The sequence below is a fragment of the Pectobacterium parmentieri genome (assembly GCF_001742145.1).
Taxonomy (GTDB): domain Bacteria; phylum Pseudomonadota; class Gammaproteobacteria; order Enterobacterales; family Enterobacteriaceae; genus Pectobacterium; species Pectobacterium parmentieri.
The window spans coordinates 37706-59474 of the sequence record NZ_CP015749.1 but is presented as its reverse complement, the minus strand read 5'-3'; the positions used below and the strand labels follow the sequence as shown (position 1 = coordinate 59474).

At 50.6% G+C, this 21769-nt stretch carries 21 protein-coding genes and 2 pseudogenes; 7 read left to right on the top strand and 16 right to left on the bottom strand.

Features of this window, described 5'->3' with window-relative positions; translation table 11 throughout:
* Positions 1-116: 116 nt before the first annotated feature.
* The 13 genes and pseudogenes from A8F97_RS00255 to A8F97_RS00200 form a co-directional block, all read right to left on the bottom strand.
* The gene (locus A8F97_RS00255; RefSeq protein ID WP_014701334.1) at positions 117-1616 is read right to left on the bottom strand and encodes a helix-hairpin-helix domain-containing protein; all 1500 of its coding nucleotides are present in this window, start codon (positions 1614-1616) and stop codon (positions 117-119) included.
* 30 nt (positions 1617-1646) lie between these two features.
* Positions 1647-3413: a PP2C family serine/threonine-protein phosphatase gene (locus tag A8F97_RS00250; RefSeq protein WP_033072125.1), complete on the bottom strand. Its 1767-nt coding sequence runs from the start codon at positions 3411-3413 to the stop codon at positions 1647-1649.
* Complete coding sequence (locus tag A8F97_RS00245; RefSeq protein ID WP_014701336.1) at positions 3413-4453, bottom strand: TerY-C metal binding domain-containing protein; 1041 nt, start codon at positions 4451-4453, stop codon at positions 3413-3415. The genes A8F97_RS00250 and A8F97_RS00245 overlap by 1 nt, the downstream gene beginning before the upstream one ends.
* Positions 4454-4570: 117 nt before the next feature.
* Entirely contained in the window at positions 4571-5209 is a 639-nt protein-coding gene (locus A8F97_RS00240) for a vWA domain-containing protein (RefSeq protein WP_005975031.1), read from the bottom strand.
* Positions 5210-5854, bottom strand: a complete 645-nt coding sequence (locus A8F97_RS00235; protein ID WP_025919382.1) for a TerD family protein — start codon at positions 5852-5854, stop codon at positions 5210-5212.
* A 27-nt stretch (positions 5855-5881) separates the two neighbouring features.
* A complete protein-coding gene (locus tag A8F97_RS00230) occupies positions 5882-6520 on the bottom strand; it encodes a vWA domain-containing protein (protein WP_005975037.1) in 639 nt (212 codons plus the stop codon).
* Between the two features lie 158 nt (positions 6521-6678).
* Positions 6679-7146, bottom strand: coding sequence for a hypothetical protein (locus tag A8F97_RS00225; RefSeq protein ID WP_014701338.1), 468 nt, complete (start codon positions 7144-7146; stop codon positions 6679-6681).
* A gap of 292 nt (positions 7147-7438) precedes the next feature.
* Positions 7439-8392, bottom strand: a complete 954-nt coding sequence (locus A8F97_RS00220) for an HpcH/HpaI aldolase/citrate lyase family protein (RefSeq protein WP_033072126.1) — start codon at positions 8390-8392, stop codon at positions 7439-7441.
* A pseudogene (locus tag A8F97_RS25085) lies at positions 8392-8604 on the bottom strand (RNA-binding protein); the annotation flags it as partial. The pseudogene A8F97_RS25085 and the gene A8F97_RS00220, both read right to left, overlap by 1 nt.
* A gap of 122 nt (positions 8605-8726) precedes the next feature.
* Positions 8727-9474 (bottom strand): annotated as a pseudogene (locus tag A8F97_RS00215) (cysteine protease StiP domain-containing protein); the annotation flags it as partial.
* Positions 9467-10249, bottom strand: a complete 783-nt coding sequence (locus A8F97_RS00210) for an HAD family hydrolase (RefSeq protein WP_033072127.1) — start codon at positions 10247-10249, stop codon at positions 9467-9469. The gene A8F97_RS00210 and the pseudogene A8F97_RS00215, both read right to left, overlap by 8 nt.
* Positions 10242-11384 (bottom strand): phosphoribosyltransferase domain-containing protein, encoded by a 1143-nt coding sequence (locus A8F97_RS00205; RefSeq protein ID WP_033072128.1) that lies wholly within the window; start codon positions 11382-11384, stop codon positions 10242-10244. The genes A8F97_RS00210 and A8F97_RS00205 overlap by 8 nt, the downstream gene beginning before the upstream one ends.
* Positions 11385-11390: 6 nt before the next feature.
* Positions 11391-12455: an ATP-grasp domain-containing protein gene (locus A8F97_RS00200; RefSeq protein WP_033072129.1), complete on the bottom strand. Its 1065-nt coding sequence runs from the start codon at positions 12453-12455 to the stop codon at positions 11391-11393.
* 321 nt (positions 12456-12776) lie between these two features.
* Between A8F97_RS00200 and A8F97_RS00195 the strand changes: the two genes are divergently transcribed.
* The 6 genes from A8F97_RS00195 (at position 12777) to A8F97_RS00170 (ending at position 17341) form a co-directional block, all read left to right on the top strand.
* Positions 12777-13358, top strand: coding sequence for a TerD family protein (locus A8F97_RS00195; protein WP_014701344.1), 582 nt, complete (start codon positions 12777-12779; stop codon positions 13356-13358).
* On the top strand, positions 13358-14512 hold the full coding sequence (locus tag A8F97_RS00190; protein ID WP_014701345.1) for a TerD family protein: 1155 nt from the start codon (positions 13358-13360) through the stop codon (positions 14510-14512). Before A8F97_RS00195 ends, A8F97_RS00190 begins: the two co-directional genes overlap by 1 nt.
* Before the next feature lie 23 nt (positions 14513-14535).
* The gene (locus A8F97_RS00185) at positions 14536-14991 is read left to right on the top strand and encodes a tellurite resistance TerB family protein (RefSeq protein ID WP_025919385.1); all 456 of its coding nucleotides are present in this window, start codon (positions 14536-14538) and stop codon (positions 14989-14991) included.
* 25 nt (positions 14992-15016) lie between these two features.
* Positions 15017-16060 (top strand): TerC/Alx family metal homeostasis membrane protein, encoded by a 1044-nt coding sequence (locus A8F97_RS00180; RefSeq protein WP_014701347.1) that lies wholly within the window; start codon positions 15017-15019, stop codon positions 16058-16060.
* A gap of 52 nt (positions 16061-16112) precedes the next feature.
* Positions 16113-16691: a TerD family protein gene (locus A8F97_RS00175; protein WP_014701348.1), complete on the top strand. Its 579-nt coding sequence runs from the start codon at positions 16113-16115 to the stop codon at positions 16689-16691.
* A gap of 74 nt (positions 16692-16765) precedes the next feature.
* On the top strand, positions 16766-17341 hold the full coding sequence (locus A8F97_RS00170; RefSeq protein WP_014701349.1) for a TerD family protein: 576 nt from the start codon (positions 16766-16768) through the stop codon (positions 17339-17341).
* A 43-nt stretch (positions 17342-17384) separates the two neighbouring features.
* Here A8F97_RS00170 and A8F97_RS00165 read toward each other — a convergent pair whose 3' ends face one another.
* Both A8F97_RS00165 and A8F97_RS00160 read right to left on the bottom strand, forming a co-directional pair.
* Positions 17385-18068: an HAD-IB family hydrolase gene (locus tag A8F97_RS00165; protein ID WP_005975067.1), complete on the bottom strand. Its 684-nt coding sequence runs from the start codon at positions 18066-18068 to the stop codon at positions 17385-17387.
* A 15-nt stretch (positions 18069-18083) separates the two neighbouring features.
* Positions 18084-18905 (bottom strand): DeoR/GlpR family DNA-binding transcription regulator, encoded by an 822-nt coding sequence (locus tag A8F97_RS00160; RefSeq protein WP_025919387.1) that lies wholly within the window; start codon positions 18903-18905, stop codon positions 18084-18086.
* 412 nt (positions 18906-19317) lie between these two features.
* Between A8F97_RS00160 and A8F97_RS00155 the strand changes: the two genes are divergently transcribed.
* On the top strand, positions 19318-20076 hold the full coding sequence (locus A8F97_RS00155) for an IclR family transcriptional regulator (protein ID WP_014701353.1): 759 nt from the start codon (positions 19318-19320) through the stop codon (positions 20074-20076).
* Between the two features lie 52 nt (positions 20077-20128).
* On the opposite strand, the gene A8F97_RS00150 is transcribed toward A8F97_RS00155, so the two are convergent.
* Positions 20129-21475: a gluconate:H+ symporter gene (locus A8F97_RS00150; protein WP_014701354.1), complete on the bottom strand. Its 1347-nt coding sequence runs from the start codon at positions 21473-21475 to the stop codon at positions 20129-20131.
* Positions 21476-21769 lie beyond the last annotated feature (294 nt).

The following is a 21769-nucleotide window of genomic DNA, read 5'->3' as shown; positions in this document are numbered from 1 at the left end:
CCCCCGCGCCTGCTAACGCCGGATGACCAAGATAAATAGACAAGGGCAGCGATGCCGGGAAACGTCCCGCCAGATGCTGCCCTTGATGTTATGCGCTCTGTTGGTACAGTCGGACGTTAATTGGATACCAGTTGTACCACCACGAGCCTTCCCCCCTCTTGGGTGGAAAGGACAAACTGTGCACCGTCCGTCAACGCTAGTTTATCCCCGATGGCGACCTTCTGTTTATCGGGTAACGACATCAACTCCTCAATACCTTCATTCACCAGCCACCATTGGTCATTATGAAAGACAAAATAACCCACACGTTTCTTCTGTTCTGGCGTCGTGCGCTCATTTGGGGCAATCAGGCGATTGACATGCCAGGCATACAGCGACTGGCCGTTCCAGACCATCAGCCGGTGATCGTCAGGGCGATAGCTCCCTGTTTTACGCGAAGAATACAGGTTGAGTATCGGCAGCTTGCCTTTATACGGCGTACCGCAATAAGGGCATGAGGGCTGGGTCTTACCCGAAAAGACATACCATTCCTGTTCACACGCCGAGTTCTGGCACGGCTGGATAAGATCGACCGTTTTCACCAGTGCGGTTTCCCACTCATCCGCCGTCGGACGTTGGGTTGGCTCATGCAAACCGGTAATAAATGCTTTCTCAAACAGAGGCGTAAGATAAGGTCCCAGAATGGTATAGGGGATCTTATCCGTATCTGCCCACGGCAAGGATGACGGGCTGACTTGGTTGAGCTTAACCGCATTGCTGCGGTCTGTCGGATGTTCGATAAACAGCGCCCTTTCCCCCATAGACAGCGCTTCGTCCCGCATCTCATCATCCATATCATGAATTTTACCGCCCCGTAGCGGGTGCCGGTAAAACAGATACATGTAATTCAATACGGCTAACGCATGACGATCGGTACTGATGCTAGGCAAAATCCGATTGGCATCTTCTTTCGCCAGATGAGTCGTTTTCACCACTTCGGGCGCAATAAAGTCCGGCGTACCCACGACATCCGGCGGATATTTCCCCGGCACCACCAGACCATCAATATCGATCACACAGGCATGACCCGCTTCGGGATCAACCAGCACGTTCTTATAACTGAGATCGCTGTGGCACAGACCGGCGGCGTGCATACGACGCACTGCCCGAGTCAATAGCAGGCAGACTTTTAGGTAATTCAGCAGGTTACCGCGCTCACGCGGATCGAGAAATTTGTTCTGGTTATTCGCACTGGCGAACCATTTTCCTTCTTTCTCTCGCCCTTTGATGCCAAGAAAATCATTATTCTTGGAACCATACTTAAAGAAAAAGTGGCTCTGGTAGGTTGGCACCACAATACCGATTCGCCCCTCGTGCTCAACCACACTGGTCGGCCAGCAGAACAGGTCTTGCCAATACTCACCACCCGCCTGCTCAAAAATACTTTGCCGATAGCGACCGGTGATCATCGCAATTCGCTCTTTCGCCTGCTCATTCTGTGGTTTTTTATAGAAAGCGACCACGTAGGTCTTGTCAGGAGAGAAATAGACATCCTTCATCGAGCCCGAACCGATGACTTCGTCAACGTACTGGACACGCTCGCCCTCTCGGGTGGTACAACTAATAATATTAGCCATTTATTATCACCAGCAATCCATTTCTGAGACTCACCATGCCACGACAATCGTCCGGTCATCATGGTTTCCGGGCGAGAAAAAGTTTAGCCACTCAGTCAACCGTTCTGCTGCCTGTTCGCTGTCATTCAAACAAGGGGCAATGTCGGCAATCAGTGCATCCCATTTTGCCGCGTTTTGTAGCCCGTTATCCGTTTCAAAATACGGATCGGATACCCCGTCGGTCATCAGGATCAGGTGCGAGATCTCGCTCCATTTACCAATAATAACGCGCTTACTAAACTGGGTGTCCTGTACGGCATCCTGATCCAAAAAGCGGGTTTGCCCAGCGTATTCACCACTATCCGGCATGCCTAATAGACGGACTTTCCCCGTTGGGCCATAGGCGGCGATAGCTCCGTCTCCTAACCAGAACGACGCGGCAAACACCCCATCATCCGTGCGTAACGCAACCGTCGCTAACAACGTGGTGGAGTAAGATTTGATGCTTTCATTCGTTTCCAGCGCTTCGCCGTGGATCTTATGCACCGCAAGCTGTGCAGCCTTATGAAATTGGCTGACAAAGAAGGTGCCGACCTCCCGCTGATCTTCCGGCGTCCAATCGGCGATCGCACGCTTTAACCCTGACGCCAATTCCCCCGCCAGTTGCCGCGCTAAATAGTCACCAACCACCTCCGTAACTAACCGCGACCCCTGCCGAGAATTTTTCGCGCTCCCGGCACCATCAGCAACCAACAGGACGCTCCAACCGCTGTCATTATCGTGCGCGATAAAATAGTCGTCATCACGAAACGTACCGACATGTTCGTGCGAACGTCCTCGGCGGCTGGCGGCAGCGATGTTAACACCCGGCTGCCGGATCGCCTGTTGCGCCATATTCGTTTTAAAATAACGATCGTCTGCGGGAGGATCGATGATTTTCCATAGGCTGCGCGGATCGGGATTCACGATCAAGAGTACCTTGGTGACGCCCACCGTCGCGGTTCCGCATGACCAGTGGACAGCGATGTCCCAATCACCACTCAGTGTCGGGATCCCAACCAATGCCGTGGTCTCACGGTCGAAATGCAACCCGATCGCTTCGCTAAACACCACCTCCTGCACATCAGGCCTCATTCCGTTATCAAGGCTAATCTCAATGGGTGAGTTAAAAGGTGTACCGACGCGGGCATTCGCGATATTAATTTTTACCTGTGGCAGACTCACCGCCGCTGGAGGAGCCTTATGACTCAAGCTCGGCGTGGGAACTTGCCCCGGTTTTAGCGCATTTACCGTGGCTGGGCGACCTTGTGCGGCATTCAACTCCGCAAACGACATCGCTTCCCATTGTGCTTTTTCCGCGTTCTCCTGTTCCACAGGTTCAGCACCGCTGACTGACAGTGGCGCTACTGTCTCTGGCGCAGCTATCTCAGGCTGAATAGCGTCATCCTGTCCCGATGCCGCGATCATATCCGGTAATGCCGCCACGGCATCCTGCGGCGCAACGACAGCGTCCGCTGTTGCCTCCACAGAGCCAGACCCGTTCTGTGAGTCATTATTTCCTGTAGAATCATCGTGTTCAGTAGGGCAACTACTTTCTATCGTGTCGCTACTTTCTGTCGAGTCACCGCTTTCTATAATAGGAAGAGGCGGCGCAATACCTTCCGCCTTGAGCATTACCTGTTCACGCAGTTTGTCTAACAGTTCTCTCAGCTCAGCATCATCTCCCCACGTGTTAACGTCAGCCTCGGAAAGCGTTTTTCCTGCCTGCTGCAAAATCAGCGCGAAGATCTGGAGATCCAGACGGACATCAATATCCATTAGCCTCTCCCGCGATTGACATCGAAATCATCCACGCCGCCGTTTTCACTAAAGCTAATGTTATGATTGCACCAAGGGCATATCACAGTTTCTGGCCCGTTGATGCACAGCAGTTTTCCGCAGGAACACATCGCAAAAGCACTGGCATTACCGCAGTGGGGGCAACCCGGCGCGCCGTGTAATTCGCTCGTATTGACTTGCAGCGCAGAGGCTCTGGCATCACTCCAGGCAAAATAATCTTCATCTATCGGGAAACAGCCTGCCAGATTAAATCCGTTGATATTGAGCTTAAAATTGAGGGACGATAGGTTAACGTTGGGGCGCTCATACTTCATCAGGTAGGGGCGGCGCGATTTATTGCAGCGACCAACCAGAATGACACAGTTCTCATCATACGCCCGCGCGACCTCATCCTTAGCCAACCGGACAATAGACTCATTATTCGACAACAGCGGTGGCGCATCTTCCCCGACGCTACGGCTATGGGCAGTGACAGACGCGGTGATCCATTTGATAAAGCGGGTGAAATCCCCTTCTTGCGCCTCAGTAAACAGCAATACATTTTCGGTGAGTTGGCGCAATGTATTCAGATCGGCAGAGGCTCCCAGGCCAATCGCGATCAGGTTGACCTTATTAGCGTAGTGCTGTTTCCAACGAGTGATTTCCGATGCGGTATCATCCGTCGGGCGACCATCAGTCAGCAGATAGACCACCGGTTTCCAGTCACCTTTACGCTCTTGCGTCGTCTTTCTTACCTGTTCATCGATCTGTTTAGTCAATTCCCGCAGCGCAGCGCCAAGGCTGGTGCCACCGCCTAACGGCAGACGCGGTGGATAGAACGATACCACCTCCACCAAGGGAACGATGGTTTGCGCCACACCGGCGAAAGCGATGACGGAAATCCAGGCTGTTTCGAGGGCATGAGGATCTTTTTTCAAATCACTAACGATAGCCTGTAGGCCATCATTCATTTTCTTCAGATTATCCCCGATCATCGACTCCGAGCAGTCGAGAACAAAGAAAACGGGTAGTCGTCTCATAACAGACACCTTTATTAAACGAATAACTTTCGCGACAAGCGCTTCTATGAGTTTGAATGGGATCGCTTACCGCAAAAATAAAAGGCAAGGTTCCCTGTCGGGAGCCCTGCCTTGACGTCACAGAACCAACTGTATTTCGGGAGGCGGTGGCGGTAGGTTATCCTGACCCGCCGTGACGCCGGAGCTAGTGCTACCGGATGCGACACTTGCAGAAACCCATTTAAAGAAACCGGCAAACGCTGTCGAGTCCAGCGTTTCTAACGCCACCACTTGATTGGTCAGCTTCTTAAGGTGTTCATGCTTGGCTTTCGGCCCAACCGCACAGGCAATGATCGAACCGAAGGCACGTTTTTTGACTTCGGTCACCGCTTCGTCATACGCGTAGGCGTCAGAGGGGCTACCGTCCGTCATGAGGAATACCAGAGGACGCCAGTCACCTTTCTGATCGCCATCGGAACGTTTGATATCGCGATCGACGGACTGGATCAGACACTCAAGGGCCGCCCCCGTAAAGGTGCCACCCGCACTGGGCACCACAATATCGGTAAACTGGAAATCCTCCAGCGGCGTCAACGGGATAAACTCTCGCGCGTCATTGTCGTAGGTGATGATCGAGATATGGACGCTTTCTAGTGCGTAAGGATCCTGACGCAGTGCGCTTAGCATGGCCTGAATCCCCACATTGACCGCATGGATGGACTCGCCGCGCATTGAGCCTGAAGTATCAATCAAGAGATAAACAGGTAGCCGTCTCATTTACAGGTAGCTCTTTAAATGCGTAATAAAGCTATCTGACTCGGAAGGTTCACCGATAGCGCTGAGTTTCCAACCCGTGCCTTCACGCACCAGCTCGGCAAAGACCATAGAGCATTGTTGGTTAAATGCAGGCCCGCCGGACAGATCAAAACGCGCCATTTCGACATTATTGGCATCGACAGCGCGAATAAACGCGTTCTTCACTTTACCAAAATGCTGTTGCTGTTCCTGGCCGTTATAAATTTGGACGATAAAAACTATTTTTTCGTATTTAGCATCCAGCGTATTCAGGTTAGCGATAATTTGCTCATCGTCGCCATCCCCCGCTCCAGTGCGGTTGTCGCCAGTTAACCAGATTTGACCTGAGTGGTGCCGCTGGTTATTGAAAAAGATCACATCCCCGTTATCCAAAGTGGGTCGGCCATCTTCTATCTGTCCCAAATCAACCACTTTTCCTTCGGCATTGCACAGGAAAGCGATAACATCGAGATCATATTCATCTTCCGTTTTCTTACCAAATATTCCTCCCAGGAAGCCTTTTTTCTCTTCGCTAATGTCCCAGCCCAGACCGATGGTGACGGAGGAGAGATCAAATTCATTCTTCTTGAGGCTAACACTTTGTCCTTTACGCAAACTGACTGACATACAGTCTCCTTGTTTTTGATAATAGAATTAGAGCACAACATTCACTTCTGGCGGCGGAGGGGGGAGATCGTCAAGACCGATAACCTCTTTTTTACCCGATTCCACTTTTTGACTTCCCACTGAAATACTCGCCGATACCCACTTGAAAAACGCCTTGATAGCGTTCGAATCCGCAGTATCGAGCTGTAGAACGATTTCGGTAATTTCCTGTAAAACCTTTGTTTCTGCGACTTGTCCAGCGGCACAGGCGACAACGACACCAGTACGCGCCGACGTAAAGTCAGCGACACCTTTACGCCAGTCATCCGTTGGCGCACCATCGGTCATGATGAAGACCAACGGACGCCAGTCACCCTTCGTTTCCGCCGTGGTTTTCTGGACTTCACGTTCAATGGCCTGAGCGACCAGCGACAGCGCCTCACCCAGAGCCGTCGTGCCATTCGCGACCAGATCGGGGGATTTGAAATTAATCAGGTCGGTTAGCGGCACAACCTGACGGGCAGAGGAATCAAAAGTAATAACGGAAACATAAGCGGTTTCCAGCGCGTAGGGATCTTGGCGCAGCGTCGTGATTAACGTCTGTACCCCATTCTTGACGGCTTCCATTGGCTCACCGTGCATTGAACCAGAGGTGTCCAGCAATAAATAGACAGGTAGTCTTCGCATAGCATCAATCCATTCATCTTATGCATAATATGATTGAGACATCATAATCGTTCTGGTTGTTATCTCAACAAAAAATGCGCGACATCAACCCGCAAAGTTGAAAGGATTTAATGGGATACGGTTCAGGAGGCTGGTGGGAAAGAGGGGGGAGACGTTGGCTATTTTTGCGAGGGTAAAGATGAACGAATCAGTTCATCAGCACATTTATCGATCAGCATTTCCACCGCTTCGCTACGCGTGACGTCTTTCAGGCGTGCCAATGTATCGATCTTACGCAACACCGACATTCTTAAGGACAGGGAGACGGCTTTCTTTTTTTCTTTATCCAGAAAGACCCGGCTGACCGTTCCTTCTTCTTTCAATTCGGCATGGGACGCGAGCGCCTGCGCCATATGACGTAACGTCTTTTTATCGAGCTGCCCGGGCTGGATCATCTGATAAGCGTGTAGAGACTTGCTGTACTTTATCTCAGCAGCATAGTCGCTTCTCAACTCCTTCAGTACCCGAGTCAACGTCGGTTCCGAACAACCCAGTGCAGTGATGATCTGCGTTGCGGCAACGTGCTTCCCCGTCCCCAGAATATTGGCAAGACGGAAAACGCGTACCTGACGGGTGCTTAGTTGCATAGAGAATCACACCCTATATTCCAAGACAACGATCGTATGGGCTGAAAAATAAGTGTGTTCACTGACATTTTTCTCGATGACTCTCTCATGCTAATCGCCGTCATTTCTGAGCGTGGACAGACAATGTAGGTGACAACGGATAAACGCTCTCTCCTGCATCCTTAAGTAAAATTTTAACCACTTTTTACTCTAACAGACAAATTTTCAACGTGAGATAAACCAGAGGCAATATAGAGCAACGCCCCCCAACCAGAATAGGGTGTATACCCGATTAATCATCGATCCGATCGCTTCAATGATTATGGGTCGCCGCGATAAAGCGCGCCCCCAAATTTTGCTCTGATGCGATGCCGTAGACCTTCGCGCGATCCAAAATCCCAGATGCCCAGCGCCGATGCGTGGCCGGTTCGCACATCGACCCCTGAGATTTAAAGACCGCCTGACTGGAATTCAGAATACGCAACGCATCCGCATAATCAGCCGCAGACACCATCAGCGCCTGCTCAATGATAGCGATTTGATTGGGATGAATAGCCGTTTTGCCGACCAATCCGTGCGCCATATCCAACGCCAACTCGCGTGACATGATGTGATGTTCATCAATATGCTCACAGACTGGCGCGGTTAACGCGAAATTCCGTGCAGCAAATATCGAGACCAACATTTTGATCACGTATCCCATCGGCCCATCATATAGAGTCAGGTGGCGTGACCGCCGCAGTGAGATCACATTCATCAGATCGTTTCCACCAATACGCAAGGCAATAATGCGCTCATGGCAGGGGTGAGACTGTAGCTGCGTTGCTAACTCACGCATCTGCACCACGTCGAAAACGTCTTCAGTTTCCAGTGTTGGCATCATGCAAAGCTCGCTGTTCCGCACCACTTCCCACCACTGTGGCAAAGAAGCTAGGGTAAATTTGGGTAACACCAGCCCATCCAGCGGACTCAAGTCCATCTCATGTGCCAGCCAACGCCCCATCTCAGCGTCACGCGGACGAACAAAAACCAACGGCCAGTCGGCTTTTCCATTAGCCTGTTTCGCCTGTGCTAATGTCGTCAGAAGCTCACGAAGCCGTAACAGCGCCAAAGGGACATCACTTTCGGCGACGGCATCTTCAAGGCAAATAACCAGAGAGCGCAGTCCGCTAATTTTATCGGTCAAAATAACGTCAGCGATATCGGTACGCGTCGCGGGCATATAGAGCGTCGCACCTAAATTCCAGGGAGAAAGCCTTTTATTCATCAGTGCACCTTTTTGATAATGGTCACCGCGCGGTACTGACCGATTTCATCGCCGACTTCAGTAATCGTGATTCCCTTTTCCTTCGCAAGATAAACCAACAGCGCAACATCAGGATCGTCCATCGTTTGTACCAGGACATGATCCGGCACCCGACGCAACACCGCGCGGGTCGCTTCAGCAATACCCGGTTTAATTCTATTGATGCTATCGATGCCATAGCGTTCAGCCAGCGTGCGGATCACCCTTTCACTCTGTTGTTGAAGATAATGCTGTCGTTCAGGTGTTGATTCACTGCATACCGAGAGCACGGAAGAGGAGGTACGACGCAACGCTTCAACGGTATCCGCCAGCATTTGGCTACACTCATAGCGCTTAAGGTGCTCACATATCATACAGCCGTGTAGCCCTTGCGCCGCCCACAACGATCGGGATATCAGACCCGATACAGGAGCGCCCATGATCCCAAACGGAATCAACCAGTCATCATGACTCGCTGACAACCAGGCACAGCCACAGGGGTCCGCCAGTACCACCAGACGTGGCTGTTCGGGATACCCTTCTCTTCCCTTCAGGGACTTGATCAACTCGCCCGTGATAGCGCCTTTACCGGTCCAGCCATCAACAAACACAATGCCCTCGCTGCCGTGACGCGCTTCAATCCATTCCAGCGCGGTTTTATCAATACCCCGATCGCGGATAATGCTGATGCCATAATGGTAAGACGTTTTCCCCATAGCACGCAGGGCTCGATGCAACATCACGCCCAGAGGAACACCGGCACGCACCAAACTGGTCAATACCACTGGCGTATCGGCAAAACGCTGTGCCAGCGTTTGCGCAAGCATCTGCACCTCGCGCGCCAAACGCCCGCCCTCTTGTTCAAGCGCGCGGGAGAAAAGTTCGAGGTGCCAGACCGTCGGCTCCGGCTCCTGACTCAGCATATCTGAGTAGTGCTTAGCGCCCGACTGAATCAGCCGCTCCTTTTCCTCCACAGGCGTCACGTCTATCTCGACAGGTTGAAGCAAAAAATGGATGTCGTTTGGCAAGTAGGAACCAGAAAAAGGCGTGATGTCGTCATGCATCTTGGGCGTCTCCAAAAATGCGGCGGGCGATTGCCTCGGCAAACTGGCTTTGCCGAGGCAATCCGTACCAGGTGCAGAGTGTCATAAAGCGATGATCGCTGAGACTATCGCCTAAACCAATCACGGGAAAGGTGCCTCGTTCCGCACGCAATTTGTTGAGTAAATAGGTTACTGCCCGCCCTTTTTCTACTGGTTCGGGTAGCCAGGCCACGTTGTTGCTATTGCGATGCAGATAAAAACCCTGCGTCGGATAGCGCTGCTCAATTTCATCGGCAATGGTATAAAGCTCTTCGATTTTGGTGCTGTCGCGGTGCTTCATCACCAGATAAATCGGCGTCTTGCCATATTCATAATTAATCCGCGCCCAGCCGTTAATATTGCGATCAGCCATCAGTGCGGTGATACCGTGTTGCATCGTGTGAAGCTGCTCGGCATACGGAGCCAAAGCAGTCAGTATCTGCGCTTTCCAGACAGGCTCAGGTTCACCTTCTGGGGTAAGAATGACAGCGCCATGCGTGGTAACGGCCCAGGAACGGAAAGGGATAGTCACACGGGCAATTTCCTCAGTACCGCGTGCCGTCACAGGGATCAGCTCAGCGTATTCCAACATCCAATCCACCAGCATGGCCTGTTCTTCGGTCATAAAGCTGCGCGGCGTCAGGCTGGGATCCAGCGCCCCCGTTCGATAAGGTTCAAGCGCAAGCTCATTCACCATCTTACGTCGCGTCTGAAACAGCGTATCGTCAAGATCAGAAAAAATAACGGGCTTAGTCATAGCTGATAATCTCCACGCTGGCCGCTACCGTCGCCAGCGCATCGAGTAATTGAGGATCGACACTCTCTGGCGGCGTCTCCACGCAGAGCAAAATGCGATCGAAACGTTGATGCATAACGTTGTAGACAAAATTTGCAATGCCTAGCCCGTAATTGTCATTGAATGTTATCGCCGACTGGATCGCGAACCCGGTTGCGATAGGGGATCGTGTGGTGGAGCTGAACTTAACGTCAGCCCCCTGGGCTTGCAAATGCTCCGCCAGTAAAAAAGGTTCCCAAACAAACTCACTACTGCCCAGAACCAATATTTTTTCACTCGGCGCTACACGCAAATCACGCCCTAAATCCCCCGCAGGTTCGGCCATGCCCAAGCGTCCCCAGCTCTGTTTTCCCGTGATAGCGACGTTACCGCGCGCCGTAACATTCACTGTCGGCATGATTGGAAGGGGGGCATCGGGCTTGGGCACCCATTGCCAGTCGCCCTGAACCAGAGAGAGGGACTGAAGAGGTAAAGGACAACGCTGTGCGAGCGCACTACCGCTCCAGTCGGTTAGCGTTACAGCAAACACCTGCTGTAAGTGCGTAAGCCATGTGGTTTCTCGCAGGGCGGCCAGTAAATTAATAAACGTATTGCCCGTCGTCGCTTCATCATCAATCAGTATCAGAGTACGTGCTTCACGCACGCGACGACGCAACTGTTCATCCTCTGGGAGATAGATTAAGTGATCGGTGGCGTGACTATGCGCCTCCTTAAACTCACAGAGCAGTTCAGCGTCTTGCGGGTGACGGGTGGAGGTCAAATAAACTGGCTCACTGACCCGTTGCCTCACTTCGTCAAAAACACCTGCCCCTAAACCTACCGCCGTTTCGGCCATGCCGATAAACAGCACCGGCCCCTCGATAGAGACGGGGAGTTGTTCTGCAAGCTGGCGATACACACCGCGCATCGTTGCAGGAGATACGGGAATGTGTCGTCCGAGTACCTTGCTAACAAACAGGAAAGCACGCTTAGGGTTACGACGTTCAGCAATATCAAACAAGGTATCCAGCGCCGCCACGCCGCCAGTTGGCGCCACACTCAGTGTGCCGCAGGAAAGGTGGCGGGTATAAACAGGCTGTTGTGAAATCAGTGACATTGCGGCTTACCCTTCCTGAAGTCGGTTAGACAACGTGGTCTGGTAGCGGACAACATCGGTGATGGTACGCACTGTCGCGGGCTCAAAGGCCTCTACCGCCAGTTCGATCACCTGTTGCGCACTCAGCAGTTCCAATTGGCGCAGGGCAAACAGCCCAGGCAGGTTTACGCCGCTAAAACGGGTATAGCCAATCCCCCCGGAAGGACGCATGTTAATTTCAAGCAGTTGAGGGATGCCATCATCATTGTGGCGGGTCTGCACGTTGACTAACCCATCCGCTTGCATCGACTCCGCACAGGCAATCGCAAGCTGGTAAGCTTCGCCGCTGTTTTCCAGATATTGCAGCGCACCGGCCTTACGCCGTGCCACTGCGGCCAGTACCTTTCCTTTTTCTACCAGCATATCGACAGAATATTCCGGCCCAGGCAGGTAGGGCATCAGCACCAGCGGCGCAAAGTTTCCCGCTTCGCTCTGTGCATGTAGGTAGTGCTCTGGCGCAACCACACGTCTTTCTGGATGGGTAAATACCGCCATCGGTGAGGCGCTATCATCAAAACGCCAAAAACCCATGCCATAAATGCCCGTTACGGGCTTAACACACAGGGACGCACCAGAAAAAGGTGCCGCGGCGATCTGCTGTCGGAGTTCATCAACGGAGGACACGCGAATCGAAGGCACGACGGCTAGCCCTAATTTCTCCATTTCATGAGCAAAAGAGACTTTGTCATCAGCGATTAGGAGAGACTCGACATTGACCGTGCCGGTAGTGAGTTTCACACCAAGCGATTCAATTTCATGCCGATAGTTTTCGCACCAGCGGCCATGCCGACCAGCATGAATCGCATGGATCCCCTGCGTCTTGACGGTAGTAAGAATAAATGAGAGGCGCTCTGTCTCGTCCTTTGGCTCAAGGAATGCACAATCGGCAAGCGACAGGATTTCATTACGCTCATTGCGATGAGAGGCAAAAATGGTGACGTCCGCACCGCGGATTTCAGCAAAAGATTTAATCGCCAAAATCATATCACGCTGGGAAGACAAGCCTTCCATTAGCCAAATTCTCTGTGTCATTGGTATGCATTCCCGTGCTGTGTTGCCTGATTGAGTTAAGCGCACTGAGTCTATTGACGCCACCACAATATGTCAATCATATGATGATTTACATTAGGTAAAGAAAAAACATGACAAAAAAGCTTATGCATATTAAGTAAAAACGTAAAATCACAACAAAAAACACACCTTTAATATAAAAATCATATATTTGTAAAATTTAAAACAATAAAAGACAAAAAGTCACTTGCTCACAAACTACATCATGATATGATTTTTTAAAGAATGGGATTTGGTGTAAAAAGCGTTGTTCTTTTCAATACCTTTATAAGGAATGTGGCTATGGTTTCTTTAAGTAAAAACCAGACAATTTCTCTCAGCAAACAGTCTTCTGCTATCAGTAATCTTCACTTTGGGCTCGGCTGGGACCCAGTGAAAAAGAAAGGCCTTTTAGGGGGATTATTTGGCGGTAATGCGTCAATCGATCTTGATGCCGGATGCGTCCTGCTCGACAAAGCAGGTAATGAGATCGACACCGTGTGGTTTCGTAAATTGAAATCATCCTGTGGCTCGGTGGTACACAGCGGAGACAACCTGACTGGCGAGGGAGACGGCGATGACGAAGTGATCCGCGTTGACCTGAACCGACTCCCTCAAAAGGTCGAATTTCTGGCATTTACCGTCAATAGCTTCCGTGGCCAAACGTTTAATGAAGTTGAAAATGCCTTCTGCCGCGTCGTTGATCAGGCCAATAAAGAACAGGCTCGCTATCAACTGACCGAACAAGGTTCTCATACCGGGATTGTTATCGCTTCGCTGCGCCGCAATAACGGCCAGTGGGATTTCACCGCTCATGGGCAGGCCTGCCGTGGTCGCACCATTAGTGATATGCACGCCGATATCGTTACCACGGTGGTGCGCTAATGAATCTGACCCCAGGCGGCAACGCGCCCGTCCCTAACAAAGCATTGCAAGTTCGCATCCTCTCCGGTGCCGCCGTTGATGCCAGTGCTTTCCGTCTGTTTGCAACAGGCAAGGTACAGGGCGACGCGGATATGGTGTTTTATGGTCAGCCACGCAATGATGACGGCAGCATCAGTCTGATACATGAAGGGCACAACACCATCTTCACTATCGACGTCACTCGGCTAAAGCCAGAAGTACAGAAGGTCGCCTTTACCGTTGCTTGTGAAGGTAGCCAGACCATTGCAAATCTACAGCGGCTCAACATTCAGGTTGAGGCTGATAATGAGGTTCTGGTTAACGGCAATGTCGAACTGGCTGGACGTCAGGAAGCGGCATTGATCCTGGGAGAACTTTATCGTCGTAACAATGACTGGAAGTTTCGCTTTATTGCGCAGGGATTCAACGGTGGCCTACAGCCCCTGGCCGAGCACTTCGGCGTCGACGTGGCGGCACCTGCCGCACACGCGGAACCCACGCCTCCACCGGCACCACCAGCGACAAGCCGCATCAATCTGAGCAAGGTGTCACTCACCAAAGAAAAACCAGCTATTAGTCTGGAAAAACGTGACAACTTCGGTGAGATTCGCATCAACCTAAACTGGCATCGCGAGGCCAAAGCGTCCGGCCTGCGTGGGATGTTTGGGGGCAGTAACGGCGTCGATCTCGACCTCGGTGCGTTTGTCGAAATGCAAGACGGTCACAAAACCGTGGTTCAGGCCTTGGGCAACCGCTTTGGCGATTATCAGGACGAACCCTTTGTCCTGCTCAAAGGTGACGACCGTACTGGTGATGTCTCAGAAGGCGAATGGCTGCATATCAATGGTCGCGAATGGAAGAACCTGCGTCAGGTGCTGATTTACGCCTTTATTTACGAAGGTGTGCCTAGCTGGAATAAAACCGATGGCGTGGTCACGCTGCACATCCCCGATCAACCCCCGATCGAAACCCGAATGACGGAAGGGCAAGATAGCCGCAGCATGTGTGCGGTTGCACGTCTGGTCAATGAAGGTGGGAGCATCAAGGTCGAGCGTATCAATCAGTTCTTCCGTGACCACGGCGAGATGGATAACGCACTTGGCTGGGGGTTCCGCTGGAAAGCGGGCTCAAAATAGTTTCATTTTACGAGGATTTCAGAATGAGCTTTCTTAATAAAGTTAAAGGCGCTTTTAATGCCAGCCGAGAAGAGTTGACCAAACAGGTCGGACGCTTCAAGAACAAGAAGTTTCTGCAAGGCACTGTCGCCGTCTGTGTTCGCATCGCGGTATCCAGCGGCGGCGTGAGTACGGAAGAAAAACAGAAGATGATCGGTTTTCTCAAATCATCAGAAGAGTTGAAAGTATTTGATACTGCTGAAGTTATTGAATTCTTTAACAAACTGGTTGCCAGTTTCGATTTCGATGAAGAAGTTGGAAAAGGTGAAACCATGAAATATATCCTGGTGCTCAAAGATCAGCCTGAAGCCGCACAGCTAGCTCTGCGAGTGGGGATTGCCGTTGCCAAAAGCGACGGTGATTTCGATGCAGCAGAACAACACGCCGTGCGAGAGATCGCAACGGCGCTAGGGTTTCAACCAGCCGACTTCGGCCTTTGATGTCAATATCCTCTAAGGGTTATCTATGGTATCCACTCATATCGGCTTCCCGACAGAAACCGTCATTGTTTTTATAGCACTGGCCGTCGGGGCCATTTTTATCGACCTGTTCATGCACCGCCATGACAAGCCGATTTCGTTGAAAAGCGCAGCGCTGTGGTCTGTGTTCTGGGTCATTGTGGCAATGGCTTTTGCCGGTTTCCTCTATATTCATCACGGTACTGAGGTCGCCAGCCTGTTCATTACCGGTTATGCGCTGGAAAAAGTGCTATCGGTGGATAACCTGTTCGTGATGATGGCGATTTTCTCCTGGTTCGCCGTTCCCGATCGTTACCGTCACCGCGTACTCTACTGGGGGATCATCGGGGCCATCGTGTTCCGTGGTATTTTCGTCGCGATCGGTACAGGGCTGCTCAGCCTGGGGCCGTATGTCGAAATCGTCTTTGCGTTGATTGTTGCCTGGACCGCCGTCATGATGCTGAGAAGCGGTGACGATGACGAAGAGATCGAAGATTACTCGCAGCACCTCGCTTACCGTTTAGTGAAACGCGTCTTCCCTATTTGGCCAAAATTAAAGGGCCACGCGTTCCTGTTAAACCAGAAAGAAGTAGACGAAGAACTGGCCAAGCCGGAAAACAAAGACGTCACGATTGGTCGTGGCACCAAAGCCGCCTTCTACGCCACGCCACTGATGCTCTGCGTCGCGGTAGTCGAACTTTCTGACGTGATGTTCGCCTTTGACTCAGTTCCCGCTATTATTGCCGTGAGCCGTGAGCCGCTGATTGTTTACAGTGCGATGATGTTTGCCATCCTTGGCTTGCGTACACTCTACTTTGTACTGGAAGCACTGAAACAATATCTGGTTCATCTGGAAAAAGCCGTTATTGTGTTGCTGTTCTTTATTGCTGCCAAGCTTGGCCTGAATGCAACCGATCACATATGGCACCACGGCTACAGCATCTCGGCAACCACCAGCCTGCTTGTTGTTCTGGGCGTACTGGCGCTGGGCATTATCATCAGCATAATGTTCCCGGCCAAACCCGATGCTGAGGAGAACAAGGAGAGTTAATCTTCTGCTCCTAACACTACATTCTGAAATATCAACTTAAGAGGTTAATTTAATGAGCGTTTCTCTTTCTAAAGGCGGTAATGTCTCACTGAGCAAAGCAGCACCGACGATGAAAAATGTCTTAGTCGGTCTTGGCTGGGATGCACGCGCGACGGATGGTCAGGACTTTGACCTGGATGCGTCAGCATTCCTGCTCAATGCGAATGGCAAAGTCCGTGGTGATACCGACTTCATTTTCTACAATAACTTGAAGTCTGCTGATGGCTCAGTGGCCCACACCGGCGATAACCGTACAGGCGCGGGTGATGGAGATGACGAATCATTGAAAATTAAGCTGGATCTGATTCCGGCTGAGGTCGACAAAATCGTTTTCGTTGTCACTATCCATGATGCACAGGTCCGTAACCAGAGCTTTGGTCAGGTATCCGGCGCGTTCATTCGCCTGGTAAACGATGACACCCAAGCCGAGATCGCACGCTACGACCTGACTGAAGATGCTTCCACTGAAACCGCCATGCTGTTCGGTGAACTGTATCGTCATAATACGGAGTGGAAATTCCGTGCCGTCGGTCAGGGCTATGCAGGTGGTTTGGCATCGGTCTGCTCACAATACGGTATCAACGCATCCTGATAGACCTCACCTTGTCTTTTCCTTTGGGCAGTCTCGAACTGCCCAGTAATCCACGCTAAAGCAGGAGCTATAAAATGGCAGTTTCTCTGGTAAAAGGCGGCAATGTATCCCTAACGAAAGAAGCACCAACCATGAATGTTGCCATGGTCGGCTTGGGATGGGATGCGCGCGTCACCGATGGGCAGGCATTCGATCTGGATGCATCAGTATTTATGGTGGGGGAAGATGGCAAGGTCCTGTCTGACGCTAATTTTATTTTCTTCAATAACAAACTGAGCCCTTGTGCCTCCGTTGAGCACCAAGGCGACAACCGCACCGGTGAAGGTGACGGCGATGATGAGCAAGTAAAAATTCATCTGGCGAAGGTGCCGGCTGAAGTGAAAAAGCTGGTGTTTTCCGTGACGATTTATGATGCCGAAGGCCGTAAACAAAACTTCGGTATGGTCAGCAACAGTTTCATGCGCGTCTATAACAACGACACCAGCGCTGAAATTGCGCGTTTCGATCTGTCTGAGGATGCGTCCACCGAAACCGCCATGATTTTTGGCGAACTGTACCGTAATGGCACCGAGTGGAAATTCAAAGCAGTAGGTCAAGGCTTTGCGGGCGGATTGTCAGCCCTTGCCGCTCAACACGGCGTCAACGTGTGATTGATACTGTCTCCCCGACGTAGGTCGGGGAGCTTCTTGATGTTTAAGGATGAACTTTAATCACGCCCGATAGAAGTAACCGTTCCGAAAGCGGTTTGCGCCGCAGCCAGCGTGGATGAAAATGACGCCAGTGCGCATCATGGGCAGACGCCAACAGCTCGTAGTCGCCACGGGTATCGCCCCACGCACGTATATGGTACTGGTTTAGCGGGCCATACACGCTTTCCAAACGCTGCACCTTATAACTACATCGACAGTTATGCCCGTTAATCTTTCCAGTCAGTATTCCGTTTTCTACCTCAAGTTGCGTCCCAATCAGTTTCACCCCGAGCCGCTCGGCAAAAGGACGTAACACGATCTCAGGCGATGCTGAACAGAGCGTCACTTCAGCCCCGGAATGCAATTCCGCAGCGACGCCAAGCACCCCAGACTTACGCATTAACGTATTCCACTTACGTTGACAAAACGCTTCTGCTTTTTCCTGTATCCAGGATGCCTCGATGCCAGAAAGAAACGTGGCGATGAGGTATTCTTTTAGCTCGTCGCGTGTCAATTTACGCTGCACACAACGTGCAGAGGGTAATACCAGATGCATCATGCGTCGGGCGAAAACACGCTTGCCAAAGGCAAAACGTAAAAAAGGAATAAAGCTATCGTGGTAGGTCAACGTTCCGTCAAAATCGAAAACCGACAGAACCTGACGAGTCCCATTGAACTCAGTATTCATTACCAAACTCTCCTGTCAGCCGCCAACCAACGTAAGATTAAATGTTTTACCTTTCAGTTGCGCCTGTACGTCGGGCGCTAACGCGCTGTCGGTGATGATATCGGTCAGATCTGACAGCGGCGTCACGCAGAACAGGGAATACGCCCCATATTTACTGCTATCGGCCAGCAACACCCGACGGCTGGCATTTGCACCGAGATCTTGCTTCACACCGGCTTTTTCTTCCGTCGGTGTGGTCACCCCTTTATCCAGACTCCACGAGTTGCAGCTAATAAATGCAATATCGGGATAAATGTTGCGTAGCAGGCGACGCCCATGCTCACCGATACAGGATTGGCTGCTGTCATCAATACGCCCGCCAATAATCGTCACTTCAATCTGCTTGAATTCAGACAGAAATAACGCAATTTGCAAATCGGCGGTAATCACGCGCAGCGGCAGATGCGTTAAGTTACGCGCCAATTCCAGCATCGTCGTTCCCGCATCCAGCACTACCGCGCTACCCGGCGTAACCAATGTGGCGGCATAACGCGCAATCGCCTGCTTTTCCTGAAGATTGCGATGCTGTTTCTCGTTCGTAGTCGGCTGAGAAGGAATAAAGCGATTCAACGTCACGCCACCATGACTACGGCTAATCACGCCCTGTTCATCCAGCTTGATTAAATCACGACGGATCGTCGCCGGAGAAGCGTCGATCACAGACACCAGTTCCTCTACCGTCACCAGATTATGGCTTTTCAGATAATCCATGATCTGATCAAGGCGACTTTGTCCTTTTACTTTATCCCCGCTCATGCGGAAAGCATCGGTTAATGTAGGATCCACGGCGATATCCATCTTACTGTTGTTAAGCTATGCCTTAAATAATTCGCGTCGCAAGCAGGCGGAAAGAGAATGCACCTGCTGCTTGAAATATGACGGCTATTTATATTCTTGGCTGCAGGATACCAGAAACCGCCCCAAACACGGGAAAGAAGATATCCTGCAATGCGTGCTGTATCGCGTTTTATTCCCGCCATACCGCAAATTATCTGGGTGTTAGCGACATAACGTATTTGGGAAAGGCTGATGAGGTTACAGCCTGACTCTATTGTCGGAAATATGCAGCGTATGGAATAACTTCTGAGGTAAATGAACGCGATAATGTCGTTATCAGTCCCGAACCACCCGATGCGGAAAATTGATTTACCCTGACTGACGTAGTACCATCTGGCACTCTCCTTATTCGTCATAACCATTTGGTTTTCCTATGCCAATCATCCAATCGGTGGAACGTGCGTTACGTATTCTGGATCTCTTCGATGAGTATAATGTTGAGATCAAGATTACTGATATCAGCACGCAAATAGGGTTACACAAAAGTACCCTGCATTCCCTGTTGAAAACGCTTCAGGTTGCTGGCTATATCGACCAAAACAAAGAGAACGGTAAATACCGACTGGGTATGAAACTGGTTGAGCGCGGCAATTTAGTGGTGAACTCCATTGATATTCGTGACAAAGCCCGTAGCTATCTGCTCGATCTGGCGTCACAAACCGGCCAAACCACGCATTTGGCGATCCTTGATGGCAAAGAAGCCGTGTACATCGATAAAGTGGAAGGGAAACTGGCGGTCATTACGTTTTCCCGCATCGGTCGCCGTTTGCCGATTCACGCGACGGCAATAGGCAAAGTACTGATGGCCTTCACTCCAGAAGAAGAGGTCAATACGCTCTTGCAGGGTTATGATTTTACTCGACAAACCCCGAATACCCTTGTCGATCGGGAAACATTCCTGAAAGAGCTGGAGTTTGTGCGTCAACATGGCTATGCCCTGGATAATCAGGAAAATGAGCAAGGCGTTCGCTGTATTTCTGTCCCTATCTGGAACCACGCTCGCCGTATCATCGCCGCCATCAGTATGTCCACGTTGACCAATCGCGTATCAGACAACGACATCAACGAGTACATTTTGTTGCTGAAAGATGCCTCAAAAGCCCTATCGCAACGGCTCGGCTACGAAGGCTGAAGTGAAGCGTGCGCTCTGGTAACGCTATCGTACATACCAGAGCGCAACAACGTCAGAGCATCATATTAAGTAAAAGAATAAAGATAAGACCAAAGATAGAAACTAGCGTAGAGAGTAAAGTCCAGGTCGCAAACGTCTCTTTCATTGTTAAGCCGAAATACTCTTTAATCATCCAGAAGCCAGCATCGTTAACATGCGAAGCAATGGCGCTTCCCGCCCCTGTTGCCAATGTCACTAACGCCAAATTAGCGTCACTTTGTGCTAACGTCGGAATCACCAGCCCTGCTGTGGAGATAGCCGCCACGGTCGCCGATCCCAACGAAATTCGTAGAATCGCCGCAACGCACCAGGCCAGAAGAATAGGCGATGCCGATGTGCCAGCAAATAACTCGGCGACATAGGTTCCGACCCCACCGTCGATCAACACCTGTTTGAATGCCCCACCCCCGCCGATGATTAATAGCATCATCCCAATTGCAGCCGCGGCGGAGCTACAGGATGCCATCAACGTTTTCACCTCGATATTCCGTTGCAGCCCCATGGAGTACATGGCAAATAACAAAGAGATCACCATCGCAACCGAGGCATCACCGAGCAGTTTAATAATATCAATCAGCATGTTACCTGGCACGCCAAGCGCCTGCTGTACCATGGATACCAGCGTTGCAATTGACATCAGAATAACCGGGAGCATGGCAGTAAATAAGCTGATACCGAATCCTGGTGTTTCCTCTAATAAAAAGGTTTTCTGCATACCTAGTGATTCAATATTACCAACCTTATTAAATCCTTCCGGCACGATGATTTTGGCTACTTTATTAAATAAGGGTCCACAAAGAACAACCGTCGGCGCACCGACAATAATGCCATAGAACAATACCGTTCCTATATCAGCACCATATTCGCCTGCGATCATCGTTGGGCCTGGGTGAGGAGGAAGAAAGCCATGAGTCACCAATAATGCGGAAATCATGGGGATCCCAAGATGAAGGATCGATACATTCAATTGCCGTGACATGGTAAATAAAATGGGAATCAATAAAACCAGTCCCACTTCGAAAAATAAGGCAATCCCGACAATAAATGAAGCAATAACCACTGCCCACTCAATACGGCGTGCACCAAAACGGTTAATCAGCGTCACCGCGATACGATGCGCACCACCGGCATCTGCAATCAGTCGTCCCAGCATTGCCCCTACACCAAAGATCAATGCAATATGACCGAGTGTCCCACCCAGTCCTTTCTCAATTGATTTCACTACGCCATTGAGAGGGATACCGAGTGCCAACGCAACACCAAAAGCAACAATGAGTAAGGATACAAAGGTATTTAATTTTAACTTCATGATAAATATCAGAAGGAAAAAAATACCGATACAGACAATAAATAAAGGCATCTTCGTAACTCCGGGTTTTTATATTTTACGGTAAGATTTATTTTTATTCATTCTCATTAAAAAGAAATAAAACAGAAAAAGCCCAACTCCTCGACAGTACAGAAAAACCGTAATTAGGCCTGCCAATTTCACAGCATAAAAGAGAATGAATGTATTTATAATTTCCCTGGTGATGGCTTTTTAATTAACGCTTAACTCCTTTTCATTACGAACGTGTAAAAAAACCTCTGCGGCATATTACTGGCTGAAAGATAAACCAGGACAGTAATATGCAACATGACATTATCTCTGCAA

Excerpts from the sequence above, each read along its gene's own strand:
- A8F97_RS00255 (WP_014701334.1), bottom strand. The coding sequence starts at position 1,616 with ATGGCTAATATTATTAGTTGTACCACCCGAGAGGGCGAGCGTGTCCAG.
- A8F97_RS00250 (WP_033072125.1), bottom strand. The coding sequence starts at position 3,413 with ATGGATATTGATGTCCGTCTGGATCTCCAGATCTTCGCGCTGATTTTG.
- A8F97_RS00245 (WP_014701336.1), bottom strand. The coding sequence starts at position 4,453 with ATGAGACGACTACCCGTTTTCTTTGTTCTCGACTGCTCGGAGTCGATG.
- A8F97_RS00240 (WP_005975031.1), bottom strand. The coding sequence starts at position 5,209 with ATGAGACGGCTACCTGTTTATCTCTTGATTGATACTTCAGGCTCAATG.
- A8F97_RS00235 (WP_025919382.1), bottom strand. The coding sequence starts at position 5,854 with ATGTCAGTCAGTTTGCGTAAAGGACAAAGTGTTAGCCTCAAGAAGAAT.
- A8F97_RS00230 (WP_005975037.1), bottom strand. The coding sequence starts at position 6,520 with ATGCGAAGACTACCTGTCTATTTATTGCTGGACACCTCTGGTTCAATG.
- A8F97_RS00225 (WP_014701338.1), bottom strand. The coding sequence starts at position 7,146 with ATGCAACTAAGCACCCGTCAGGTACGCGTTTTCCGTCTTGCCAATATT.
- A8F97_RS00220 (WP_033072126.1), bottom strand. The coding sequence starts at position 8,392 with ATGAATAAAAGGCTTTCTCCCTGGAATTTAGGTGCGACGCTCTATATG.
- A8F97_RS00210 (WP_033072127.1), bottom strand. The coding sequence starts at position 10,249 with ATGACTAAGCCCGTTATTTTTTCTGATCTTGACGATACGCTGTTTCAG.
- A8F97_RS00205 (WP_033072128.1), bottom strand. The coding sequence starts at position 11,384 with ATGTCACTGATTTCACAACAGCCTGTTTATACCCGCCACCTTTCCTGC.
- A8F97_RS00200 (WP_033072129.1), bottom strand. The coding sequence starts at position 12,455 with ATGACACAGAGAATTTGGCTAATGGAAGGCTTGTCTTCCCAGCGTGAT.
- A8F97_RS00195 (WP_014701344.1), top strand. The coding sequence starts at position 12,777 with ATGGTTTCTTTAAGTAAAAACCAGACAATTTCTCTCAGCAAACAGTCT.
- A8F97_RS00190 (WP_014701345.1), top strand. The coding sequence starts at position 13,358 with ATGAATCTGACCCCAGGCGGCAACGCGCCCGTCCCTAACAAAGCATTG.
- A8F97_RS00185 (WP_025919385.1), top strand. The coding sequence starts at position 14,536 with ATGAGCTTTCTTAATAAAGTTAAAGGCGCTTTTAATGCCAGCCGAGAA.
- A8F97_RS00180 (WP_014701347.1), top strand. The coding sequence starts at position 15,017 with ATGGTATCCACTCATATCGGCTTCCCGACAGAAACCGTCATTGTTTTT.
- A8F97_RS00175 (WP_014701348.1), top strand. The coding sequence starts at position 16,113 with ATGAGCGTTTCTCTTTCTAAAGGCGGTAATGTCTCACTGAGCAAAGCA.
- A8F97_RS00170 (WP_014701349.1), top strand. The coding sequence starts at position 16,766 with ATGGCAGTTTCTCTGGTAAAAGGCGGCAATGTATCCCTAACGAAAGAA.
- A8F97_RS00165 (WP_005975067.1), bottom strand. The coding sequence starts at position 18,068 with ATGAATACTGAGTTCAATGGGACTCGTCAGGTTCTGTCGGTTTTCGAT.
- A8F97_RS00160 (WP_025919387.1), bottom strand. The coding sequence starts at position 18,905 with ATGGATATCGCCGTGGATCCTACATTAACCGATGCTTTCCGCATGAGC.
- A8F97_RS00155 (WP_014701353.1), top strand. The coding sequence starts at position 19,318 with ATGCCAATCATCCAATCGGTGGAACGTGCGTTACGTATTCTGGATCTC.
- A8F97_RS00150 (WP_014701354.1), bottom strand. The coding sequence starts at position 21,475 with ATGCCTTTATTTATTGTCTGTATCGGTATTTTTTTCCTTCTGATATTT.